Here is a 21,827-nt window from a genome sequence, read left to right as displayed (position 1 = left end):
CTCATGTATGTGTGCTCGAAAGTCAGCCGGCCTTATAAAGCAGGCTTTGCAATAAATTTACTTTTTGTCTTAGCTCCGAATCTTCATCAAGATTCAGGTTTTTTCGGATCAGATATAAGGCATCCTTTGCTTCTTTAATCGCGGCCTTAGTCCGACGATCCGTCACCCTTCTAATGCAATTTTTGACTTGCTCTATAGCTTCAATAACTTGATGTTCATCATTTAAAAATTGGCTCATTAATCTCTCCAATCGTTAAGTTATGCATACAGAAGTGGCAGCTCCTGCATGCATATAAAAATCAGACTTTCTGGTGTGCAGAACTACCGGTAATGATTGTTGCAATTATTTCAAATAGCTCTTTATGTACTTTCGATCCAGTTTTAGCGTCTCGAAGAAGGTCTGCAATATGACCTCTAATGGCCATATCAACTTCTTTTTTTAGACTATGAAGAGCTTCTTTCTCGATCTGCTCTAATTCTTCATCAGTAGGTTTTTGGATATTCAAAGCGGATTGAATGGTCGCTACATCAGCCCATCCTTTAATTGCAGAATTGCGAATATTCCCATCAATACTTTTGAACTTATCTCCATCCAACTTGTATTGAACCGGTGCAACAATATCGCCAGTAACTAGTTGTAAAACGATGTGCTGACCATTGGCCGGACGAGTATTCATTGCATTAAATAATTGGCTCATTGCCTTCTCCTAGTGATTGGGTGATGCCGGCTTTTCAAAGATCCAGCATCGTTTGGTTGAATTTGTAAGCTTGCTTTGAATGGCCTTGTTGGCTTCAACAAAGCGATATGTAAGGCTATGGCGAAGGGCTGCTTGTATCTCATTCATATCAGGCAATGAATATCGATAGTCCCCTGCCACTTTATAAAGGTGGGCAAAGTTGATTGCGAAAATGTCAGATTTAGAGGAGTGATTGACAACACTTTCATGATTTTCAATTTTGCGGATACTGTCTTCCATTTCTTCAATCGTGTTCCAGAAGTTTTGGACGATCACCGGATCTGATTTCAAAACTTTGTCCCGGCTTTGCGCCATTCTCAAAAATTCGGCTTTGACTTCTGCTTGTAAGTCTTCTGGTACATCGATTACATGCGTACACATCGCATCAAATAAAGCCATCAACTGGGCATGGTTATGTACTATTCGAGAGACTTGGATATTGAATTGTTCTTGATGTAGGAAGGCATCGTACTTTTCCAAGTTTGTGCAATAAGACTCAAAGATCACCTTTTCCTTGCCTAAACATTCAAGCATGAACTGGCTGACATCTTCAGTCTCGTATTTAGATAGTCTGCGAGATGCATAAAGGCCGGTTTTTGTTAATTGACTCTTATAAAACTTGGTTTGAACAATACGGCCCATTACTGCTTCGGTCGAAAGGACTTCCGCATTCTGGCTGATAATCAAAGTACCGGCGAAAGGTGGTTCGTATGTTTCATTACCTCCACTTTTGACACCCTGGGCACCTAATGAACCTCCATCAAAAAGTGTTTTTAGAGAATCCCAATCAAACTGCTTTGTCCCCTTATCCCCTTCCCGATCCGACTCGATCAAAACAACAGGTAGATTAGAAACTTGTCGGAATGTACGGGTTAGACCTGATTTTGTAGATTTTGCAGGATCCATACCCTCGTATTTATTACGACCGAACAATTTCCACAAAAACTGTAGAAGCGTGGATTTACCTGTTCCAGGTTCTCCAACTAATTCAAAAAATGGATAGGATTTATGCTCTTGTCTAATCTGCTGGGCAAATAAACTGCCAAAGAATGCCGTCAGTGTTATCAGTCCTTTCACACCGTAGGCATCAATAAAATCATTAATCCATTGCTTCTGATATTCAGCTTGCTTCGGGTTCAGATCCAGAGAGAATGGTGCATTACATTTAACGTTGGTATGGTTAGATAACTCAAAATAATCCTCCTTATTGATCTTGTATTGCTTACCGTTCTGATAAGCCAAGTCACCTAAAACATAGGCTTTATGATCAGCGTTATAGCCAACATAATTGATGAGTTGAACACGTTTAATATCGCGCAGCTCACGTTTAAGAAAGACCATGAGCTGCTTACTACTACCTTCATAAAAAATACCAGGTGCAACGTGTAAAAGACGTTTACCGAACTCGGCTGCAGACGAGAGATGGCTTGCCGTAAACGTATTTTTTAAGGTTTTGGCGCGCGGAAAGTCGATTTGAAAGTAATAACCGGCTTCGTCAATTTCTTCCTGATACTGGTAATACAATGGTGTAGGACGACATTCCATCAAGATTTCAGTTTCTGCAGCTTGTAAAAGGGCTGCTTCTCGTCTTTTATCCGTTTCCTGATCCTTCTCCTCTTGTGCCCAGTCTTCCGTTTCCTTGTCCTTATCATCGAACTGGATATCTTTTAAATAATTGTCATATTTATCCATGTCCAATTTGAACCAGTAAACTTGATTCCTAAAATCGAACGGGAAAGACTTAGTACCATAACGTTTGTAGATAAGTAACGCTTTATCCACAGGTTTTTCAGCGACAAGCAATGATCCATAATATTTATATGTATCAATATCACTGAATTTTAGTTTGTCCTGCTTATATAGATCGTTCCAATCTGTTTTTTTCCGACCATTCGGCGGTAAAGCGACTTCACATTCAAAACCTGCCTCTTCCGCTAACTCAATATTTTTGAAAATTCCATCATGGCCAGCTTTATCGTTATCAAAAGCCCAGACTAATTTTGGTAATGGTTTTGCTGCCTCTGCACATAAACGAGCAAGCGTATTTAAGAAGATAAAGGGATAATTATTGCAGCTTAGTGCCGAGAAACTGGTGATTCCTGATAACCATAAAGCAATCGTGTCGAATATGCCCTCTGTTATCCAGATTTCTTTAGAATCGACGTAGTTGGTATTGGGGGTCGTCCATGCATGCCCTTGTGACGACCATCCCCATTGGAATGTTGTCTTTTGTAGGACACCATGATCATCAAGAATGCGCTGCCACCAGCCATGATTACCTTCCTCATCTGTAATGGGAAAGCGTAGCGTTACAGAGGTGACGTTATGTTCACTGCTTTTGTAATATTCTTGAGAATAAGAAAGTTTTGCTAATTCGTTAAGCGGAAAGCCTCGACCTTCTACCAGATATGCATCTACTGTTTTAGTTGGATTTTCTGGGGTGGGCTCGAAACGCTTTTCCCATTTTTCAAATACATCAGGATAGAGATCCCGAATCGAGATCTCCTTACCACACTCGTTCTTACGTGGACAGAAAATTACCCACGGAGCTTCTGCATGTGCCCATGCAGATCGCTCTTTGTGTTTACACTCTGGGCAACGTCCGCCACGTAATTTACCGTTCTTAATTTTAAAACCGTAATCGTTATATAAACGATCAACAATTAAAGACTGTGTTTCTGGGTACATCATTTTTCTACAAGTAGCGTTGAGTTTTAACGATTTCTCGTCCAGCAAGCTTCATCATTAATTCCCGAACTCTCATCCGAATTAGGGTTTCTAAGGCTTCCTCAGTAGTTTCTAAACCGAGTGCAACTCTGGCTTCTTCAATAATTCTTAATTCTTGGTCAGATAGAATAATTGGGTTCTGTTTTGGAATTTTTGTCAGCATTATTAGCTCCCTTCGAGGTGCTCTGCTGCGCCTTTTTCCAATATTTTTTGTAGATTAAAATCAGCCCCATCGTCTGCAATTAAAATTGCAAGTGCTTGCTTTAACGCTAGATTTCTGAGCATCGGGCCAATATTTTCACCGGTTAAACGGTAAATAATATTAAATAACTGAGTTTCGTCATCTGTTAGATTCACATTGAAACGGTTATCTCTTTTTTGCTTGATTTTCATATATCTACTCCTGCTCTTGCACTTGTAACCCTAAGTAGTAACGTTCACCGATAATGCTCGAACGGCTGCGGTTGGTTTTTTTTACCTCTGCGTCGATTTTTGATACTTCGCTTTTAGGTAGGTAAAAGGCAACCTGCTTGCGAGGTTCATCGAGCTTTGGTGCTCTAGAGAGAATTGGAGGTGTTTTTTCTGTGCTCATAATGTATCCTTTGGAACATAGTGATGTGCTATGTGACACTATAGCACACTATTATGTTCTTACAATACTAAAAGGTGAAATATATGTCCGAAATTGAGGCGGAGCTATCAGTTGAAATGGCAGGAAGATTCAAGGAAGAATTGGAACGGAATCATTTCAAGGCAAAATCCCTCTCCAGAGAAATTGGGGCACATGAAAATACGTTAGGAAATTATGTCCGGACGAAGGTTCCTGATCAGTGGGTTTACCTAAAAAAACTACATGATCAAGGTATCGATATCCGATATGTATTGCTCGGTATTGATCCAGAATTTAGCGGATTAACAAGCGAGGAAAGCTTGTTATTGAAAGCTTATAGACAGCTGTCTCCAGAAGGACAGCTTAGTTTATTAGGACTCTCTAAAGCTTATGCGAAGGACATCGAAAAATAGTTAAACTGCAATGCAAAAACCAAATCAATTTAAAATAAAGATTCATAGTGATTATGAATCCATTAAGGGACAGGAAATACTGTTTAAATTAGAGTGTTATTGGAAGGACAATATTCGCCCTAGTTTTACAGACAAACAAATAAAATACTTATTAGTTTCAGGGCACGCTATTTCATTCTGTGGAGAGAATGAATTAATGCTGCACCAGGATATCCCATTAATTGATCTTGATGACTTATATAAGCTTTTATAAGAAATAAAAAAGCCTCCGAAATCGGAGGCTTTTTTCATCTATTCAGTTTCCTCTACATAGTCCTGGACTTTTTCCAGCTTTAGCTCCAGATCCTGTAAGAAATGAACCAAGTCATTTACTTTAAAAGTTACGTCTGGATTATCTAATCCTGTTTGTAATGAATTTCTCCAAATACGAAGCGCGCCAAGAGTGCTATCAAGATATTGTGACGCGTCTGTATAAGTAGTTTTCATGCATAAAGTCCTATCAATATGATTTAATTGAAATTCCCAGACTGTAATCTCCTGATTATTCCAAATAGGACTAATAATGTTTTTCTCACCTTTGAATACTGGATAGATAAGACTTTCGAGTGCTTGCCTTAGCTTATCAATATCAAGACGCTTTTGTTGTACTTGGTCAGCCAAATCATTTATCTGATCGGGACAAATTGCGAGTTCTCCCCTCGCTTGTAAGTGATTGATTTTAACAGATAAACATACCGATCTGTCTACTATTTCAAAAAATTGGATGCAGATGCCAACCAGCTCACGGTTTTTCGATTGAACTCGTGGGGAAAGGGGGACGTATGGAATTAATTCCGTATTCATGCCAAGCATCCTTTTAATAAATAAATCGAAATGACTAAAAAGAGTCCAGAAAATATTAATGCCGTTGAATGAAAATAAAACGATTGAATTAATGGCATCTCTAAACCCCCCAGAACAATAGGGAAAAGGTAAACATTACCGTACATAACGCTGCTGCGCCATCTATACAGTTTTTACGGAATTTTGCGGATTTGATTTGCTTCTGGCGTTGTTGATATTCGTGCCAGTTATAGATTGGGGTGTGCTCGATCGCATGAATTGATTTTTTCATGGTATTTACTCGTAGGTTAAGTTTTTTGCAAACCTACCACCACTCTTTCCACGGAATGGAGGTAGACCGAACAGGGGTGGAAATACCGTCCTACGAGTACGGCCAGCACAAAGCTGCCCTGCCCGATCTACCATAACAAGTATAGCCGATCAGACTTTTTAGGCAAAAAAAAGGACGCTAAAGCGACCATTTAATATGCGCTCGTAGAATAAAAACAGGTTTCCACGCCTGTGCACAGATTTTGCTGTGCCGTTACATATTGCCGATAGTGTGACACTATGTCAAGATTAGAAGATATTTTTTTAATTTTTGATATAGGGGGATTATTATGTATAAACTTGCTAACTTTAACTTAAAAGAAAAAAATCACTTTACTGTTCTAATAGATAAATTCAATAGTTTTGACCTATACCATTCAAGGCTTATAGATCTAATTGAAAAAATTTCGAAAATTGAAATCAGCAAAACCCAAAACGTTTTAAAAAATAAATTTACAGATTTTCGTTACAATTTAGAAAAAACCATCAACAATATAAAATCTGTAGATTTGCAAGCAAGTATATTTTTCTCTAACTACACTGATTACACCTTAAAAATATCTAACCATAAAGTAATACAACTTTGTGAACAAACAATTGACACTCAAGAAAGTTTCAACATTCTACTACTAGAAATAGAAGAGATTTTCAATTATATTTACTTAAATCAACCCAACATTATTAAAAAAGATGAAGTTATAAAATTAGAAACTTATGAAAAACTAGAACTTCATATTTCGACTCTCTTAACTTCATCAAATAAAGCTTCATCAACATCCAAAAAAATTAAAGATTTATTCAATGAAATCGTATTTGAAACAAACAATTCTATTTTCGGATTTTCAAGCTTAATAAATGAAAAGTACGAAAAAAAATTCTTGGAAGAAACTGAAGTTCTATTAAAAAAAATACAAAATGGATCTAATGAATTACTAGCCAAGCATGCGCATGAGGTTAAGAAAATCCAAAATGATTATAGCAGCACTTTAAATGATTATAAGATATTAAAGGACTCTTTTACTCAACTTGAAAAGCATCATAAAGATGTACAAAACAAACTATTAAGCTATGAGAAAGAATTAAATAAAATTCAGGAAAATAACAACACAGAAATAAAAACAAGAATTGAGAATGGACTTATAGATGCAAGTAAGATATATATGGATAAAATTAAAACTATAGATAACACCTACAATAATGCTTTAAAAAACTATGAAAGCTTTACGAAGCTAGTTCAAAATGCAGGCATTTATAAATTAACAGAAAACTATAATAAAAAGGCAATTGATGAACAAGATGAATATAAAAAATTTAGAAAATATACGAGCAATGCCTTATACGCAGCAATTATTTTTACTGCTATAATTTTACTTATCCCTGTTATACAGCATTGGGGGGATGAAACTCCAATTAATGCATACTTTACAATTCTCGCTAGATTAACAATTTCATTGATGTTTTTTGTTTTAGCTCTTTATTTCTCAAAACAGGCAGCAAAACATTACGAATGTTATCAAGAAAATCATCGAACCTTTCTTCAACTAGCTGCATTAGAGCCTTTCATGGCGAATATGGAGCCAAATGATCAATTAAATGTTCGTAAAGAATTAATTCCTGTTTATTTTAACCAAAATTCAGATGGGAAATTTGCAGCTAAAAGTGAAGAAATCGCTTTACCAGAAGCCTTTAAAAACCTTCCAGATAAGATTGTAGAAGCGATTAACTCAAGAATGAAGCCACCGTCTAACTCATAATCAATTATATTGCCGATTGTGTGTTGCTATGTCAAAATAGCATCATATTATTTTTTAATATATGTTTATGTAGATTAATTAAAATGGCAATTTTTGAAAAACTCACTGATTTAGCAGCAACCCTATTTTTAAATCCTGTATATCAACCCTTCAGTTTCGCTCTTTTGTTTTTAATTATTTTTTTATTCACTTATGAAAAAGTAAAATCTATGGGATTATTTTCTGATATTACATCCCTCTTCCGTACTAAAAAAAATCAGTTAAAAATACTTAATGAGCGAGTTGACTCTGATCTCTATACTGAACAGGAAAAACAGGTTTTTAGACATGAGATAAAAGTTATTGAATATCAAATTTTATTAAAAACAAAAGTTAATCATCTACAAACATTAATTCATTTTAACACCTTTCTCTCTCCCATTTCTGCTTTAAAAAAATTCAGTAACTGTTCACACCTTGTTAAATTTAACGATAACGAAAACATTCTTTATAGTGAAAAACCTATTAGCTCTAAAAAGGCTGGGTTATTCTTATTTTTAGGTATGGTATTTTGGATCGGTTTTATATTTTTTGGAATGTGGTTTATCAAGTCTTTTTTAGGAAAACATCAACCTCCTGCCGATTATATAGTTATATACGCTCTCCTCCTAATTACTATTTTTGTAGGTTTTACATTTATTGGTTATGTATACTTCAAAATGTTCGCAGCTTTTAATGATGCTTATCTACTTTTAAAAATGGCAAGAAAAAAGATAGAGCCAGTTTCTGAACCAGAAAATAAAAATGAGGCTTAAAGCCTCATTTTTTTAGTCCTGATTTTCTTTTGCATGGTTATAGCCAGCAAGCCACATTTGAGGAATTTCTCCCCAACTCATATATGACAGAGGTTCAGTCCTTCCATAAAATGCATTCAAAAAACGTTCACGCCAAAATGCTTTTAAACCATCACAATGATGTTTCGGCATTAATGGTGGATTCATTGAAGGTTTCACATCCATATAAAATAATTCAAATAATTGATTTTCATTCATACTTTTTAAGTCTCCACATTTCATCATTTGCTGCCTGTAACTGCTTTAATACTTTAAAGGTTGGTAAATTTATTGAAGGATTCGGTATGCCACTTGGAGAAACCGTATACATAAGCTCGATGTTGGCCACACATGAAAAGCTGCATTCAAAGTTTGGGCATTGCAATCGTATCTCTTTAAGTAATGGGTGCTTTTGCTGACTGGATCTGATTTTTAAATGATGATTTTGGCAATGAGGACAGTTAATTTGTGGTCGACCATTATTTTTATTAATTCTGTTGTAAGTTTCGGTCTGCATATAAAAACTCCAGTTTCGATTATATATACTGACCATTCTACATAAAATGAACAAATATTTGTTCTTTTTCACTTTTTTTTATACTATTCGGTTTGTTTTTCTAATGCAGAAAAATTGATGCAAAATTTGAAATGCCACTGTTGCCTAAAGCTATTGGCCAAAATTGGGCAATTTGATCAAATAGAGATTAAATGTCCACGTTGTAAAACGTTAAACAACTTCCAGAGCACCTTGAGTGCCTTACCTGAACGCCCAGAGCGTCTAGATTCAACAGGTAAGCTCAATGAATCAAACTACTACCGTAATACCGCAATACAATCCTAAAGGCTGCAGCTTTAGTGGCTGGCTGGGAGGGAAATCTGTACTTGCCCGTACAATTATTGAAGCAATGCCGGCACATACAACTTATGTTGAAGTCTTCGGTGGCGCAGGCTGGGTTCTTTTTAAAAAAACCCCTTCTCCGGTCGAAGTCATTAACGATATTAATGACGACCTGATTAATTTATATCGTGTTCTTAAATTCCATTTTGAAGCTTTTCTGGATGAATTTGAGTATCTGCTCATGTCCAGGACTACCTTCAATGATTTTAAAAAAATGGACACCAATGGCCTGACGGATCTACAACGTGCAGCGCGCTTCTATTTTATTTTAAGAGCAGCATTTGCCTGTCAGATAGATGGAAGTTTTGCTTATTCCAAGGACAGAAGCTCACGTTTAAAACTTGGTGAAGAATTAAGAACACATCTTAAATCCATCCATGAACGTTTGCATAAGGTGACAATTGAAAATGCAAATTATGATTATGTCATTCGACGTCTAGATTCACCTGAAACCCTGTTCTACATAGATCCACCCTATTGGGGCTGTGAAAATGATTATGGTAAGCAGATCTGGTCTAAACAAGATTTCTATGCATTGAAGGAACAGTTAGACAATATCAAAGGAAAATTTATCGTCAGCTTAAATGATACTCCGGAAGTTCGTGATCTTTTCAAAGATTACAAGTTTCAGTACAAGAAGATACGCTGGTCAGTGAATAACAAGGCTGCTGGTGAAGAACACAACGGCAATGAATTAATCATTACCAACTTCTAAGTCTTGAAGTAAAATAATCCCTCCTAAGGAGGGATTTTTTATGCCGTCAGAAAAATTAAAAGAAGGCTGGATTAGAGTAAAGTTAAGCGACAGCAGACAAGCTGATTTGCCGTGTAGACTTGATAAGGATAATCGAATCGTGCATGTATACGACTATCAAGGTAATGAGCTCAAATTCAATACTGGTGCCAGATTTGTAATATGGAAAGGTAAACGCTGGAGCTACTGATCCTTACGCATTTGTAGCTCCTTATATTCTCTTTCTGCAGCTTTGGTTGCTGTATTAATATTTTTATAAAGATAAGTCAGTCGTTTAGGATTGGACAGGTCTCCTTTGGTCACTTTTGCCGTATTTTTGCCATTTCGATAATACGCAATAATTCCTGTGTATCCACCACGTTCACTATCCACCAGTTGAGACAAATCATCGGCATCAGGTAGGTAAATTTCTGCATCACAATCTGTCGTATAGCCTCCTTTTCCATCAAGATCATGTACTACCCGTGTCCCCAGCCAAACAATTTCATCTATGAGCGATTTAAACCCGACAAAAGCCAAGGGTTGCTCCGGAATTAATTCAGGTAATCCATACGCCAATTTAAAACTGAATGTAGATGACCGGCTTTTAATCCGGTTGTATTCTGCTTGTGCAATATGCTCTGCAGTCTGCTTATCACGCTGAATATTACGCAATACCCTTGTGTTATCATCAGACATGCCTACTGTGACTTTCTGACGAGTAGCCTTGAGATTATCGTAGTAATAAACCGTTACGCCTGAAACGTCATCTGCCCCATCTGTATCCAAGAATCTATGTGAATCCCCTTCTGCCCTTGTGATCATTACATCTGGCAAATCCTCGCCACTGAATGTCTTACCTTCCCCTTTCGGCATGAATAATAAGAACCCATTTTTAACTGTGGCCATCGCGTTATGCTCATCTGCAATCCGAGTAACGAGATTTGCATCTGATTCATTCTGATCAAGATGGGGCAATCGAATAGAGCCCAATTTTGGATTTATCTTCGGTACTAAGCCATGATCATTGGCAATAGTGGTAACAATATCCGAGATCGTTTTGTTATGAAAACTTCGCTCCTTTTTTTTCTTGAACGCGGTTTTAAGGTCTGCAGATTCACCTCTTAAAGTCAGCACATCAGGCGATCCAGAGTGTCCTCGCTCTTTAATCGTATATTTGCCTTTGTAAACTAAACCCTTATTACTCCAGCCGATCCATGCCTCCATGACCGCCCCTTTGGGCGGTATGTCGAGTAAGCCATCATGATCTGACAGCTCTACTTCAATTGAATCGCTTTCAATCCCACGATTATCAATAATCCGGAGGCGCATAAGTCGTGCTTGTACCATCGAGCCAATATCAACCCCATTCACAATCAGTTTATAAATTGCTCGTGGATAATCGCTGTTAAACGTGTGATTGATACTCTGGCCAACATTCATTGCTGCAGTCAAAAAGCTCATAAGACTCTCCCAATAATGTTGCCAATGACATCACCTACGGTTACACCTGCAGACTGTGTTTTTAGAAGCTTGAGCGAAAACTCAACCTTTTTTGGTAACCCATCTTTATAGAAAATCGTTTGTGTTTCTTCTACCGCTTCAATGACGCATAAACCATAAATTTTACCCGTGCCAGCGATTAGGGGATAAGCTTTGCCGGTGTCGCCCATCACCCTTAAAGCGGTAAGTGACATTTGAGAGCCGAACTCGGGGACAATAGAACCATCCAAGGTAAATACATCATCCCCCTTGCCAGTAAACTGGTAAGCGGGCATTGTTCCGAAACGGCTGTTACTCGCGTGGTTCCAAGTAGTAGAGCGTTGTAAGCTCTGATAAGTGGCAGTCGGTATAGAGAATACGAACATGCCTAAAATCATCATCATTGGTATTAATCCTGATCTCTAAATTGACTGCGTGCGCGTGCAAATTTCTGTTGTTCTCTACGATTCAGAATGTTTTCAAGCATCGCTTCCAGTTGCTGGATACTTTGTCCTGGTACTTGCGGAATCTGTATCGTGATTGTGTCCCCTGCAATCGAATAGTGATTCGATTTAGACGGTGGAGAAATTGAAGGAGTCGCTTTAACTTTATTTAATGCCGGAGTTACATCAATCTTTGAAATTGCTGCAGCTAAATCAGGGTTAAATAACTTTAAAACGTGCTCAAATTTGGTCTTTAACTCTGGAAAGTTTTTATCAATATTTAAGGCCGGTATGACGTCGACCGTCGCCGAAATCGCATTAGTGATTGGCTGAAAAACTTTTAAGAAAGGTTCAAATCTCTCCTTTAAACCGGGAAGATTCTGATCAATATTGAGCTTAGGAATAACATCAATCACCGCTGCTGCAGGATTCAGGTTTGGATTAAATAACGTGATTACACGTGCAAACTGATCTCTTAAGTGAGGAAAGTTTTTATCTAGACCAACACCCAGACCACTTATGATGTGCCCACCTAAAGCAGCCATCACCCGTGAGGGGCTATGGATATCCATTCTTTTCTGCATAAAGTCAGGCATGAAGTTGTTAATGTCCGTCCACGTGCTCTTCAACTTCTGAAAACCGGATTTAATGCCATCAGTTAAGCCTTGAATAATATTCAGACCTAAAGACATCATGCGACCATACAAACCGGCCAGAAAATCAAATACCGTCTGAAAAGCTGCCTTGATATACGGCAAAGGCGAAATCATTGAAAAGAGAGTACAAATCCCCTTCCATGCACTTGATACAGTCAGAGTCACAGTATTCCAAATTCCGGAAAGGAAGTTTCGGACATTATTAAAGGCTGTTGAAATAACAGTGAAAATAAAACTCACACTTGTACTGATTGTTGAACTTATTCCCTGCCAAACCACAGCAATAAAGTTACTGGCCATAGTCCACACGGCAGTAAAAATGCTGGTTATTGCGGTAAACCCTGTTGAAATGAAATTACCAATCGCAGTCACATTAGCAGAAATAATATTTGTGACGGCATTCCAGATCTGGGAGAAGAATCCAGAAATTGAACTCCAGTTCGCAATAATTACTCGCGGGATTCCAATAAAAGGAATTAAGAATGTCAGTAATGGATTATCTGCAAAAGTCTGGTCGATGCTTTGAATGATCCCTTTAACGAAATCTATTCCGGACTTGAACGCTGCTTTTACTTTATTCCAAATGCCACCAACGAATGTGGCCAAACCGCCCCACATTGTTTGAAAGATGTTTGAAATTGCAGAACCGGCTGTTTTGAAAATTGCCTTAACAGACGTCCATAAACCAACAAAAAACGGTTTTAGCGCGTCCCAGTGTTTATAGATTAAATAGGCTGCAGTAGCGATTGCAGTAATGGCCAAGATGATTGGATTTGCCAGCAGCAAACGCCCTAACCATAGAAATGCACGTCCCACACCTAAAAAGGCAGCTTTGAGCAGTCCAAATACAGAAGGGATCTTACTGAACACCTTTCCCATTGCCGATCCGCCGGCTGCAGTAGAAGCCATAATCAAACGCAGGCTTAACATACTTAAAATTAGTGGCGAGAACACCACTAAAGCACCGCCAATCGCTACAAGACTGGCAGCGATAGCGATTAGCCCTACACCAAAGGCTTTCGCGTAGGTCGGGTTTTGTTCCATCCATCCTGTGAACTTTTGGAATGCACTTGCGGCATATTCAAGTGCGCGAGAATAGACTGGTAAAATTGTTTCACCAAAGCGTAGATAAGCATCATGTAATTTTGCTTTGGCCTCCAGCTCTTTACCCGCAGCAGTATTTGTCGCTTTGGCATATAGCTTGTCGATATTATCCGCGCCAGCATTCATCTTTGCGCTTTTATTGATAATATCTCTCTGAAGAAACATATCACCAAATAGGTTTGAGGCCGTCCGGTTTGTAAAAATACTTCCGATAGCATCGAGTACCTGGTCTTTTGTTTTAATCCCCTTCTTGGCCAGTTGAGGTAAAAGAACCTCTTCCATCCATGCAAACTGGTCTTTACGGAAAAGATCAGCACCTTTAATCGCACCAACATCAAGAAAGGCAATTTGCCCGGCTTTGTCATGTTTTAATTTGCTTGGATCTTCAATTAGTCCTAAACTCGCCATATTGTTCGCAGCACGCTTTGTGGTTCGGCCTTGATAGATATTTTGGTACGCTGACATTGCTGCAGTACCATATCGGAAACCACCCCACTCTTGAACGATACTCTCCATTTTATAGTAAAGAGCTTCATCAGACTGTCCCTTCACTGCAATACCACCGGTTTTGATCGCATTCAACCATTCATTGGCTTGAACACGTCCACCAGTCGCGTTAATTACCTGTTGAATTTTATTCGCCTGATCTAGAAAGGCCTTCTCGCTTTTAAGTCCGCCACGTAACTCAATGACTTTGAGCATATCCATAAACGCCCTTTCATTCTCCTCCCCTTTCTCATGGCCGAACATGGCCTTATTGGAGAATTTCATCTTGGCCAACGTTGGTAAAACCATCTCGGCATGATGAAGATCAGAGAACACCGTAATACCATCACGCATCAACTCCATATTGTCGTGAATGGATGTCCCGAATGTTTCGAGCGCCTGAGCAAACCGGATAGCCTCATTACTGACTTTGTCCCCCAAGCCAAGTGCATGAATGCGGTTCCCTTCAATATCTACTCGTTTAGATTCGTTAATTGGCTTACGCATCATAAACAGTGCACCAGCTCCGGAAACTGCAGCTCCGGCACCATACATGGCCATAGCTCTGGTATTACTAAATGACTTTTGGTGGGAGTCCTGCAGCATCTTCATCCGCTTTAAACGCAGCTCCTGATCGACCATGGCCTGATTTGCTTGAGCAATCTGATTGCGTAACCGGACTTGATGATCCGCAAGACGATTTGTAGATAACCCTGTACTATGCAGCTCCGTTCGTGTGCGCTGTAATTCAACACGGCTCCGTTCAAACTGCTGTTTCAGAGATTGGGCTTTTTTGACTGACTGATTAAATTCTTTGGTTAAAGCATCAGAGGGGTTTGTCTGCATTTGTTGACGAAGTGACTTGATTTTAACTTGCAAGTCATTCAATGCTTTGGATTGATCTTGAACCGCCTTTTTCTGCTTGTTATAGCCATCAATTTTTTTCTGTTGATTATTTAGGGATTTAATTTCATCTTTTGTCTTTTTCAAAGCAGCAGAGGCAGCATTACTGCTGCCTAAGATTGCTTTAAGTGCTGGACTTAACTGATTTTTACCCCCAAATAGAACTTCTAATTTCAACTGCTTCATTCGGCATCTGATCCGTTTCGTTCTATTGCCTTTTGATGCCATTCCATCAATTCAGAAAGAGACATCTCGTCATAAGTCTGTGGCGTCCAGTTGAACACCACAGCAATGTTGGCGATTGCGTCTTCTACTGTTGGAGTGCAATTTCCGCACGCACTGACTTCGGCTGCAAAAAAGTGATGATCGCACCACCCATTTGAACAATATCCACTGGATCAACAACCGTATTTAATTGATGGGCTGATAAAGTTGGAGAGGTGCATAACGGCAGTAATGTACAAATTGAGTTCACATCACCATTGAGAATGTCAGCGATACGTACCTTACGAAGCGCTGGCACAGAAGGTTTACGGACTAAAACCTTTGTGATTTCCTGTTCACCAATTTTGAACGGTGAATCTAATTCAACAGTTTCTACATCAGGATTTTGTAGGGCTTCTAGGTTTTCGATTTGCTCTTGAGTTTGCATGTTTAATTCCAAAATTTAAGTAATAAAAAAGCCTCCTGCAGGTCGACTGCAGAAGGTAAAGACGTTAATGGCCAATGTTTTTACGATGCTGGGCGTTACGATCCACACCATTAACCATTTCAATGCCAAGCGGGATATCAATTTCGACCAGGACTTTCCCATCGATGGTGAGTTTGTAATACGACCAGATGAACTTCATGGTCTGTTCCGTGTCGTCACCGGCTTTGGAGTTACCAAAATCAATTTCTTCAAAACGGCCACGGACGACCATTTCGAGAGCTGAAGTTTCTCCGGTATCGTCTCGCTGATAAGAACCGGCAAAACGAAGACCAATTGCCGAAACCGTTGCAGCACCGTACTGACTGATAACGAGAGGATCTAGTCCACCAAGTTTAAAAGTGAATTCGGTCATGTCATCGGCAAGACCGGCATCCCATTTGACGTTGCCGTTCATACCACCGCCACGCCATTCTTCTAACTTGCGTCCAAGTTTCGGCAGCGTTACTTCACCGGTTTGACCAAGGTAAGAATTACCTTCGTTAAACAGATCCATCATTTTTAATTTTTTAGGTAAAGCCATATTTTTTTCCTCCCTATGCGGTCATTCGTGATGCGAAGTCGATTAAGTGACGATCTGTAATGCGCTGCCGCAAAGTGAGATCTTCAAGTGGAGGAACTGGTGTATAGTCATAATCCAGAAGTAAACGGCCAGATTTAAGAGACTCTTTTGAGTTGACTGCCGGATCAAACCAGCACTCGGCATCAATGATTAGACCTTGTAGCTTCAAATCACGGAACTTAGCGTTAATGCCTTCTTTGATGTCTTTGGCAAGGGATGGATGTAGAGGTTTATCAACTGCCCACATATGCCCTTCAGCCATGGTGTCCGCAATGACTTGAGCAGTACGTGTATAGTTTTCAAAAGCGAAGAGTGGATCGGCTGAACAAGTGCGGGAACCCCAGAATCGAAAACCATCACGCTGTATCAGTGTTGTTACTTCGTGACTATTCAAATAACCAGCATCAGTATCGGCTGATTGCAACTGCCAAAACACGTCTTTTGAAATACCGGTGACGCCATTAACTGGAATGTTGGAAATTGTTTTATGCCAGCCAACGTCATTATCGATCTTTGCTCGAAGACCTAATGCACGGGCAGTGGCATCAAAAGTTGTAGTTTTAGAAGTGACAGTATCAAAGCCCAAAAAGTCTGGCCATAGAACCATAACTTCCCGTGCACCAAGGGCAGCACGATAGGCTACCGCTTCTTCTTTCGTGTTGCAGCCGTATGCACTGACATAAGCAAATCCACGAAGCTTCTGTGCGATGCTGACAAGCCCTGTTGCAACATCTGGAGAATCAAGACCAGGTGCTCCCAAAATCCGCGGCTTAACCTTTAAATTTTGCTCTGCAGTCAGCAATGCTTTCATGCCGGTGTATTTGCCATTTACTTGGCCACCAATAACTGCCGTTTTCTGTTCTGCCGGAGTTTTTTTCTGCTCAACACGAACAACAACAACGAGAGCATTCGTTTGATCTGCAATCGCTTGTAATGAACGAGCTAAGGTACCCTTTTTGCCCGCCTTTTCTACTGAGCCTTGTACATCTGTTACCAGAACGGCCGTATCTAAAGGAAACGTTAAAGGATCAGCATCTTCCGCAGTAGCGACCATGCCGATCACTGCCGTTGATAGAGTCCGGATGGGGCGAGTTCCTCCATCGAGTTCAATAACTCGCACCCCTCGGAAAAATGAATCTGTAGCCATAAAAAAAGCCTGTAATCAGTTGTAATGTTTACGGATCACAGGCTTACAAAATGTTGTAGCGATGTCAGTTCGCTAGATTTGTATGTGAGTTATATACAAAAATTTATAGCGTTAATGCATATCCCCATAACTCATCAATCTGTTTAGTCGTCAATGAAAGTAATTCATGCAACATATAAATCACGGCTTCATCAGAACGATAAAACTTTTCAGACTCTGCATATTCAATTTGAATACGCATTTTCAGCTTTGGATCATCAATTGCTTGAATTGCAGTTTCCAGCATAGTAAGCAAATCATTTTCTAACAAAGCCAGTTTTAATTGCCGGCGATCTAGTGCTCCAAACTGATCGAGTCGAATTCGCTCACGCTCTTCTGCACTCAAATATTTTTCAGCATTAATATGCCGGTCAATTTCATCATCCGACATTTTTTTAAACTTACTTGTGATAAGAAAGTCTTGAGAGCCGTCTGCTTCAAAAGCATGGACTTTTTGCGTTTCAAGATTTCGATAATATTTCATCATGCTAAATACTCTACCCACTTGATAATGGCGCCTTTTGGCACGCTATAAGTGCCCCAAGGGCGAACCATTGCTGATAACGTTGTTAAAACAGAACCACCTTTACCAACGTCACACCACAGCTCTGCTACAGTTTCATCATCAACAACAATATGTATGCCGCCATCACGATCTGGAGCCTTAATCACAACATTTAACCACAATGGTTGATCTCGGCTATTTGTATACAAAGTATTGGCAAACCGGCTACCCGTCACATTACGTGGACGTTGATTTTCACCTAAAGAATTGGTTGCGGTACCATGAAAACGTCCATAAAAATCTGGTGCTGAAACGCCTCCTGTAAAGGCTGCTCCAGTCTCTGTAATAATACGTTCCCAAGGCTTTTCAAAGCCCACTGCATCTCTTGCTGATCGATAAAATAAACCGCCATTCCCGTAGCTTGCTTGAAGTTGCAGGGCTCCAGTCGATCCGTAACCTAAAAACTGTGTAATTAAACGAGTAGCCCCACCTTCCAGTTTTGTATAAACGCCCGATTTTGCATTCCAGGCTACGTCTTCATTTTGTTTTAATGATGCAAGCGATCCTTCAGCAAAAAACTTGGTGTCATCATTTGAACCAACTACTGTCCATTCACCCCAAGTTGCAATATCCCCGTTTGTATTCCAGCTTTGGCGGACAGCAATAACATTGTTATTTCCTCCGCTTCTGACATGTGGATAATATGTTTGATGGCAGCATCCCCCGGATCTATATACATGCAAAATTCCATAGCCATATAGTCCAGCAATTTTCACTTCAATAACGGTATGTTTACCATCGTAAACAGCTTTATCAACCTGAGCCAAAGATGTAATGGTCTGTTGATTTAACAGAGGTGCCTCTAAGCTAATATCGCGTGTACCATCAAAGTCCACTCCATTAAGCTTACGAGGTGAGGCAAGTTTAGTTGCAGTGCCTGCGTTACCGGTAATGCTGCTATCAGTGAATGCGAACTCGCGCCATGCTCTAAATGCACCATCCGCAGTTACACGAGAGCGCAACATCATACGGTTTTCATAGGCAGCCAAACCGATCTGAGAGTTCCAGGCCTTGTTACCAATATTTATTAATTTTGTAGCGCCTGGGAAAGGGCTATCCGGTGGCGCAGAATTATTTCTCATATAGAATGAGTTATCATCAGTAATCTCACTGAAATTCTTTCCAGTCGGCCAAACTACCGTTTTGCCCAGCCCATAATCACCATGGTTAATCTTATTTTCATCTAATAACTTGCCTTGTTTTGCAGTTAAAGCATGAGCTACAGATGTGCTATTAAGGCCATCATGTAATTGGGTAATACCCGTCTGTCCCGTAGTTGCCCGACGAATAGGCACTGTTGTAGCAACAGTCGCAAGGCCTTTAGCATCAAAGGTCAGAACTGGAATATTAAGCGTATCACCATATGTTCCTGATACAATTCCAGAGTTCGCAAGAGTTAAAATACACGATGAATTTGCAGAGCCATTAAAAGAAAATGCACCTGAAGCGGCTCCACCAAAACTGACAGTACGAGCAGTTTGTAATTTCGTTGCAGTTGCAGCATTTCCAGAAATATTACTATCGGTATAAGCAATTTCTTTAACTGTATGCCAGCTATCCCCTTCAAAAGAACCACGATAATGAAGTAAACCTTGACTAAAATTCTTGGGGAAAAATAACCCGTTTACGTCTCCCCCTGTTTTATCTCTATATGAATTTAGTACCAGGAAGTCTCCATAACGAGAGTTGACCTTATCTGTGTTTAGTCCTCCTTCGCTTGTGAAATAGATTTGTGCACGGCCATTATCGATTTCATTCGGTTTAAATATTCGCTTATCAGTAACCACACACTGTACTGCTTCATCTGCACGGCCCTTGAAATTTCCATAAAAATCACGACCAGTAAAATCACCGAAACCATTAATTGAGGCAACGTTTCCGGACGTTACATGCTTAAAGATCCACCCTCGATTTTGATCATTTGCTGTCGTTAGATATGTGGCCCAATCCCCGACGACTTTACCATGCTTACCAAATGTACCGGTTCCAGCAAAAGCCATACCATAGGAGGGCATACCAGTCGCTGCGCCATTATAAAGTGAGATACCTAGACCTGTGGTTGAATCCTTATTATTGACACCTAAAGCCGGTGCAGTGGTAACGACCACATCACTTGTACCATCGCATTCAACTCCATTGATTTTAAAGGGCTTTGCAAGCTTCTTAGCAGAGTCAACCAAGCCTGTCCCTAAAATTTCAGGAGTAGAGATCACGGTATAATCAGAAAGATTTGCTGAAGTCTCAATTGACCATCCTTCAGCCCAACTGCCTGGGTAATTAAATGAAGCAAGAAGCTCCCTGATCCAGATTGTTGGATATAGCCAACGCGTTTTTTCATCGCCTAAAACAATATGTAACTCATCTTCGGCATTACGAACAAAACGTACAGTTTCAAAAGGTGCTCGCCCATTGACTGTGGCAGAAGTATTTAACCAGCTTTTGGTAGGAGGATAATGATAACCTGCAATTTCTGCTGTCCACGATGTATTATTCGCATAGTTAAAGCCTTCTATGCTCATACGTAACATTGTTGAAGCTGTTTTGGCCAGTTTGGCTGGAGGCTTAATGATGATCGCACCTGTAGCTGAACCGGCATAAAAACTTGCAAGATCACGATATTTAACAATTGATCCGAGCTTAGTGACCTTATCAACTTTCTGTTCATTAAGTGTATTCAAAGCATTCGCTGTAGCTGCCTGATTTTTACTTGTACTTGTAGTTGTATCATTAAGCTGCACAACACCTGAAGTCGTTGTCGAGGCATTGCGAATAGGTACTTTTGTTGCAACGGTCGCAAGACCTTTAGCATTAATTGTCAAAACAGGAATATTGATGGTATCGCCATAAGTACCTGGCACTACTCCTGAATTCGCAAGAGTTAAAATACACGATGAATTAGCAGAACCATCATAAGAAAATGCTCCAGTAGCCGCACCACTAAAGCTTACTGTTCTAGCAGTTAAAAGTTTTGACGCTGAAGCAACATTAGAATCAGTAAGCGCTACTTGTTTCCATTCTGTCCATTTAGATTGATACATTGATCGAACATAAATGAGTGATGAATAATAAGCTTTCAAAGTTTGTGTAACGCCTGCACTTTTTTCTACATGCAAACAGAAAGCAACCTTCACAGGACAGTTTTTTAATGTGGCTGCGTGAGCAGTCATAGGACAATGAAAGAAGCCTTCTTGATCATAGTCGTTTAAATCATTATCACTAGAAATACGTTCAGAGACCGGTTGAACCAAGATGTCGGAAGTTCCATCAAATAGTATATTATTGATACTTCGCGCTAACTCCAGCTTCGTCGCACTGACTGCATTTGCAGTTTTAGCCAGCTTTTCATCTTGTAGCTTTTTACCCTGTTTTGCAGATAGTGGCTTTGTACCATCATTTGTCGTTAAATTATCAATAATTTCACTACGTGGCACATAATTGGTCTTTACCCACTCTCTGGTCGCATAGATTAGGGAGTCATCTAAATATAGAGCCAAAACTTCCGCATTTTGCACATTAATCACAATCTTAATTGCGACTTCCCGGGCACCACCTTCATCGGGTAACGGCTTTAATGTTGGAGGATAACTTGCGTTAACAACCATAGTTTTATCAGCATATAGGCCAAGCTCACGAATATAAAATCCGCCAACTTTACTTGGGATAATTGCTTCACAAATTACTTGATTTGTGTTGTTTGGATTAATCTCAACAACATTTAAAGCAATACGTGCTTTCTCATTGACTAAAGCAGTACGAGTTTCAGAGGGTACCGGAACAGATCCTTTACCATCCCCCACTGCAATATGGGTGTAATTGATTTTATTTTTAACGGTTGCACTGGCAATCAGAGCTTTACCGTTGTTTGTTAAAATACCTTTATAAGTTGCAGCCATGA

General features: G+C 39.6%; 24 protein-coding genes. 5 read left to right on the top strand and 19 right to left on the bottom strand.

Going from position 1 to position 21,827, the window contains the following annotated elements:
• Window positions 1-22 precede the first annotated feature (22 nt).
• From OC23_RS04210 to OC23_RS04185, 6 genes are all read right to left on the bottom strand, one after another.
• On the bottom strand, window positions 23-238 hold the full coding sequence (locus OC23_RS04210) for a hypothetical protein (RefSeq protein WP_052209138.1): 216 nt from the start codon (window positions 236-238) through the stop codon (window positions 23-25).
• A 61-nt stretch (window positions 239-299) separates the two neighbouring features.
• Complete coding sequence (locus OC23_RS04205) at window positions 300-698, bottom strand: hypothetical protein (RefSeq protein WP_038343031.1); 399 nt, start codon at window positions 696-698, stop codon at window positions 300-302.
• 9 nt (window positions 699-707) lie between these two features.
• A complete protein-coding gene (locus OC23_RS04200) occupies window positions 708-3,428 on the bottom strand; it encodes a toprim domain-containing protein (RefSeq protein WP_038343029.1) in 2,721 nt (906 codons plus the stop codon).
• Between the two features lie 4 nt (window positions 3,429-3,432).
• Window positions 3,433-3,627 (bottom strand): hypothetical protein, encoded by a 195-nt coding sequence (locus tag OC23_RS04195; RefSeq protein WP_081407292.1) that lies wholly within the window; start codon window positions 3,625-3,627, stop codon window positions 3,433-3,435.
• A 2-nt stretch (window positions 3,628-3,629) separates the two neighbouring features.
• Complete coding sequence (locus tag OC23_RS04190; RefSeq protein WP_038343027.1) at window positions 3,630-3,857, bottom strand: hypothetical protein; 228 nt, start codon at window positions 3,855-3,857, stop codon at window positions 3,630-3,632.
• A 4-nt stretch (window positions 3,858-3,861) separates the two neighbouring features.
• Window positions 3,862-4,056 (bottom strand): hypothetical protein, encoded by a 195-nt coding sequence (locus tag OC23_RS04185; protein WP_038343026.1) that lies wholly within the window; start codon window positions 4,054-4,056, stop codon window positions 3,862-3,864.
• 83 nt (window positions 4,057-4,139) lie between these two features.
• Between OC23_RS04185 and OC23_RS04180 the strand changes: the two genes are divergently transcribed.
• Window positions 4,140-4,487: a hypothetical protein gene (locus OC23_RS04180; RefSeq protein WP_038343025.1), complete on the top strand. Its 348-nt coding sequence runs from the start codon at window positions 4,140-4,142 to the stop codon at window positions 4,485-4,487.
• 291 nt (window positions 4,488-4,778) lie between these two features.
• Here the strand turns inward: OC23_RS04180 and OC23_RS04170 are convergent, their stop codons facing one another.
• Window positions 4,779-5,330: a hypothetical protein gene (locus OC23_RS04170; RefSeq protein ID WP_038343023.1), complete on the bottom strand. Its 552-nt coding sequence runs from the start codon at window positions 5,328-5,330 to the stop codon at window positions 4,779-4,781.
• Window positions 5,331-5,430: 100 nt separating this feature from the next.
• A complete protein-coding gene (locus tag OC23_RS19260; protein ID WP_171194748.1) occupies window positions 5,431-5,601 on the bottom strand; it encodes a hypothetical protein in 171 nt (56 codons plus the stop codon).
• Window positions 5,602-5,929: 328 nt separating this feature from the next.
• Between OC23_RS19260 and OC23_RS04165 the strand changes: the two genes are divergently transcribed.
• On the top strand, window positions 5,930-7,393 hold the full coding sequence (locus OC23_RS04165; RefSeq protein WP_038343022.1) for a hypothetical protein: 1,464 nt from the start codon (window positions 5,930-5,932) through the stop codon (window positions 7,391-7,393).
• 83 nt (window positions 7,394-7,476) lie between these two features.
• Window positions 7,477-8,187, top strand: a complete 711-nt coding sequence (locus tag OC23_RS04160; RefSeq protein WP_038343021.1) for a hypothetical protein — start codon at window positions 7,477-7,479, stop codon at window positions 8,185-8,187.
• A 12-nt stretch (window positions 8,188-8,199) separates the two neighbouring features.
• On the opposite strand, the gene OC23_RS04155 is transcribed toward OC23_RS04160, so the two are convergent.
• Window positions 8,200-8,424 carry a hypothetical protein gene (locus OC23_RS04155; RefSeq protein WP_038343020.1) on the bottom strand — a complete coding sequence of 75 codons (225 nt, stop codon included), beginning with the start codon at window positions 8,422-8,424 and terminating at the stop codon, window positions 8,200-8,202.
• Window positions 8,417-8,722, bottom strand: a complete 306-nt coding sequence (locus OC23_RS04150) for an ogr/Delta-like zinc finger family protein (RefSeq protein ID WP_038343019.1) — start codon at window positions 8,720-8,722, stop codon at window positions 8,417-8,419. The genes OC23_RS04155 and OC23_RS04150 overlap by 8 nt, the downstream gene beginning before the upstream one ends.
• A gap of 117 nt (window positions 8,723-8,839) precedes the next feature.
• Between OC23_RS04150 and OC23_RS19630 the strand changes: the two genes are divergently transcribed.
• Both OC23_RS19630 and OC23_RS04145 read left to right on the top strand, forming a co-directional pair.
• Window positions 8,840-9,046, top strand: coding sequence for a Com family DNA-binding transcriptional regulator (locus OC23_RS19630; RefSeq protein WP_081407291.1), 207 nt, complete (start codon window positions 8,840-8,842; stop codon window positions 9,044-9,046).
• Window positions 9,006-9,818 carry a DNA adenine methylase gene (locus OC23_RS04145; protein ID WP_038343018.1) on the top strand — a complete coding sequence of 271 codons (813 nt, stop codon included), beginning with the start codon at window positions 9,006-9,008 and terminating at the stop codon, window positions 9,816-9,818. The genes OC23_RS19630 and OC23_RS04145 overlap by 41 nt, the downstream gene beginning before the upstream one ends.
• Window positions 9,819-10,040: 222 nt before the next feature.
• Here OC23_RS04145 and OC23_RS04135 read toward each other — a convergent pair whose 3' ends face one another.
• The 9 genes from OC23_RS04135 to OC23_RS19390 form a co-directional block, all read right to left on the bottom strand.
• The gene (locus OC23_RS04135) at window positions 10,041-11,300 is read right to left on the bottom strand and encodes a contractile injection system protein, VgrG/Pvc8 family (protein ID WP_038343016.1); all 1,260 of its coding nucleotides are present in this window, start codon (window positions 11,298-11,300) and stop codon (window positions 10,041-10,043) included.
• Window positions 11,297-11,722: a phage tail protein gene (locus tag OC23_RS04130; RefSeq protein ID WP_038343014.1), complete on the bottom strand. Its 426-nt coding sequence runs from the start codon at window positions 11,720-11,722 to the stop codon at window positions 11,297-11,299. The genes OC23_RS04135 and OC23_RS04130 overlap by 4 nt, the downstream gene beginning before the upstream one ends.
• 5 nt (window positions 11,723-11,727) lie before the next feature.
• Complete coding sequence (locus OC23_RS04125) at window positions 11,728-15,096, bottom strand: phage tail tape measure protein (protein WP_038343013.1); 3,369 nt, start codon at window positions 15,094-15,096, stop codon at window positions 11,728-11,730.
• Window positions 15,093-15,203 (bottom strand): GpE family phage tail protein, encoded by a 111-nt coding sequence (locus OC23_RS18675; RefSeq protein ID WP_264673648.1) that lies wholly within the window; start codon window positions 15,201-15,203, stop codon window positions 15,093-15,095. Before OC23_RS18675 ends, OC23_RS04125 begins: the two co-directional genes overlap by 4 nt.
• Window positions 15,204-15,220: 17 nt before the next feature.
• Entirely contained in the window at window positions 15,221-15,562 is a 342-nt protein-coding gene (locus tag OC23_RS04120) for a phage tail assembly protein (protein ID WP_038343012.1), read from the bottom strand.
• A gap of 64 nt (window positions 15,563-15,626) precedes the next feature.
• On the bottom strand, window positions 15,627-16,142 hold the full coding sequence (locus OC23_RS04115; RefSeq protein ID WP_038343011.1) for a phage major tail tube protein: 516 nt from the start codon (window positions 16,140-16,142) through the stop codon (window positions 15,627-15,629).
• A 13-nt stretch (window positions 16,143-16,155) separates the two neighbouring features.
• Window positions 16,156-17,328: a phage tail sheath protein gene (locus tag OC23_RS04110; RefSeq protein ID WP_038343010.1), complete on the bottom strand. Its 1,173-nt coding sequence runs from the start codon at window positions 17,326-17,328 to the stop codon at window positions 16,156-16,158.
• Between the two features lie 103 nt (window positions 17,329-17,431).
• The gene (locus OC23_RS04105; protein ID WP_227505531.1) at window positions 17,432-17,854 is read right to left on the bottom strand and encodes a hypothetical protein; all 423 of its coding nucleotides are present in this window, start codon (window positions 17,852-17,854) and stop codon (window positions 17,432-17,434) included.
• Window positions 17,851-21,825, bottom strand: a complete 3,975-nt coding sequence (locus OC23_RS19390; protein ID WP_052209137.1) for a phage tail protein — start codon at window positions 21,823-21,825, stop codon at window positions 17,851-17,853. Before OC23_RS19390 ends, OC23_RS04105 begins: the two co-directional genes overlap by 4 nt.
• Window positions 21,826-21,827 lie beyond the last annotated feature (2 nt).

The sequence above is a fragment of the Acinetobacter sp. A47 genome, from assembly GCF_000805455.1.
Classification (GTDB): domain Bacteria; phylum Pseudomonadota; class Gammaproteobacteria; order Pseudomonadales; family Moraxellaceae; genus Acinetobacter.
Note: the sequence above shows the minus strand (reverse complement) of the source record. Positions and strands in the feature narration are given on the sequence as shown.

Bases quoted from the DNA above. Each gene is read 5' to 3' on its own strand.
- OC23_RS04210 (WP_052209138.1), bottom strand. From the start codon at position 238: ATGAGCCAATTTTTAAATGATGAACATCAAGTTATTGAAGCTATAGAG.
- OC23_RS04130 (WP_038343014.1), bottom strand. From the start codon at position 11,722: ATGATGATGATTTTAGGCATGTTCGTATTCTCTATACCGACTGCCACT.
- OC23_RS04165 (WP_038343022.1), top strand. From the start codon at position 5,930: ATGTATAAACTTGCTAACTTTAACTTAAAAGAAAAAAATCACTTTACT.
- OC23_RS04190 (WP_038343027.1), bottom strand. From the start codon at position 3,857: ATGAAAATCAAGCAAAAAAGAGATAACCGTTTCAATGTGAATCTAACA.
- OC23_RS04200 (WP_038343029.1), bottom strand. From the start codon at position 3,428: ATGATGTACCCAGAAACACAGTCTTTAATTGTTGATCGTTTATATAAC.
- OC23_RS04160 (WP_038343021.1), top strand. From the start codon at position 7,477: ATGGCAATTTTTGAAAAACTCACTGATTTAGCAGCAACCCTATTTTTA.
- OC23_RS04170 (WP_038343023.1), bottom strand. From the start codon at position 5,330: ATGAATACGGAATTAATTCCATACGTCCCCCTTTCCCCACGAGTTCAA.
- OC23_RS04105 (WP_227505531.1), bottom strand. From the start codon at position 17,854: ATGATGAAATATTATCGAAATCTTGAAACGCAAAAAGTCCATGCTTTT.
- OC23_RS04150 (WP_038343019.1), bottom strand. From the start codon at position 8,722: ATGCAGACCGAAACTTACAACAGAATTAATAAAAATAATGGTCGACCA.
- OC23_RS04180 (WP_038343025.1), top strand. From the start codon at position 4,140: ATGTCCGAAATTGAGGCGGAGCTATCAGTTGAAATGGCAGGAAGATTC.
- OC23_RS04135 (WP_038343016.1), bottom strand. From the start codon at position 11,300: ATGAGCTTTTTGACTGCAGCAATGAATGTTGGCCAGAGTATCAATCAC.
- OC23_RS19260 (WP_171194748.1), bottom strand. From the start codon at position 5,601: ATGAAAAAATCAATTCATGCGATCGAGCACACCCCAATCTATAACTGG.
- OC23_RS04185 (WP_038343026.1), bottom strand. From the start codon at position 4,056: ATGAGCACAGAAAAAACACCTCCAATTCTCTCTAGAGCACCAAAGCTC.
- OC23_RS04195 (WP_081407292.1), bottom strand. From the start codon at position 3,627: ATGCTGACAAAAATTCCAAAACAGAACCCAATTATTCTATCTGACCAA.
- OC23_RS04120 (WP_038343012.1), bottom strand. From the start codon at position 15,562: ATGCAAACTCAAGAGCAAATCGAAAACCTAGAAGCCCTACAAAATCCT.
- OC23_RS04155 (WP_038343020.1), bottom strand. From the start codon at position 8,424: ATGAATGAAAATCAATTATTTGAATTATTTTATATGGATGTGAAACCT.
- OC23_RS19390 (WP_052209137.1), bottom strand. From the start codon at position 21,825: ATGGCTGCAACTTATAAAGGTATTTTAACAAACAACGGTAAAGCTCTG.
- OC23_RS04115 (WP_038343011.1), bottom strand. From the start codon at position 16,142: ATGGCTTTACCTAAAAAATTAAAAATGATGGATCTGTTTAACGAAGGT.
- OC23_RS04110 (WP_038343010.1), bottom strand. From the start codon at position 17,328: ATGGCTACAGATTCATTTTTCCGAGGGGTGCGAGTTATTGAACTCGAT.
- OC23_RS04205 (WP_038343031.1), bottom strand. From the start codon at position 698: ATGAGCCAATTATTTAATGCAATGAATACTCGTCCGGCCAATGGTCAG.
- OC23_RS04145 (WP_038343018.1), top strand. From the start codon at position 9,006: ATGAATCAAACTACTACCGTAATACCGCAATACAATCCTAAAGGCTGC.
- OC23_RS19630 (WP_081407291.1), top strand. From the start codon at position 8,840: ATGCAAAATTTGAAATGCCACTGTTGCCTAAAGCTATTGGCCAAAATT.
- OC23_RS04125 (WP_038343013.1), bottom strand. From the start codon at position 15,096: ATGAAGCAGTTGAAATTAGAAGTTCTATTTGGGGGTAAAAATCAGTTA.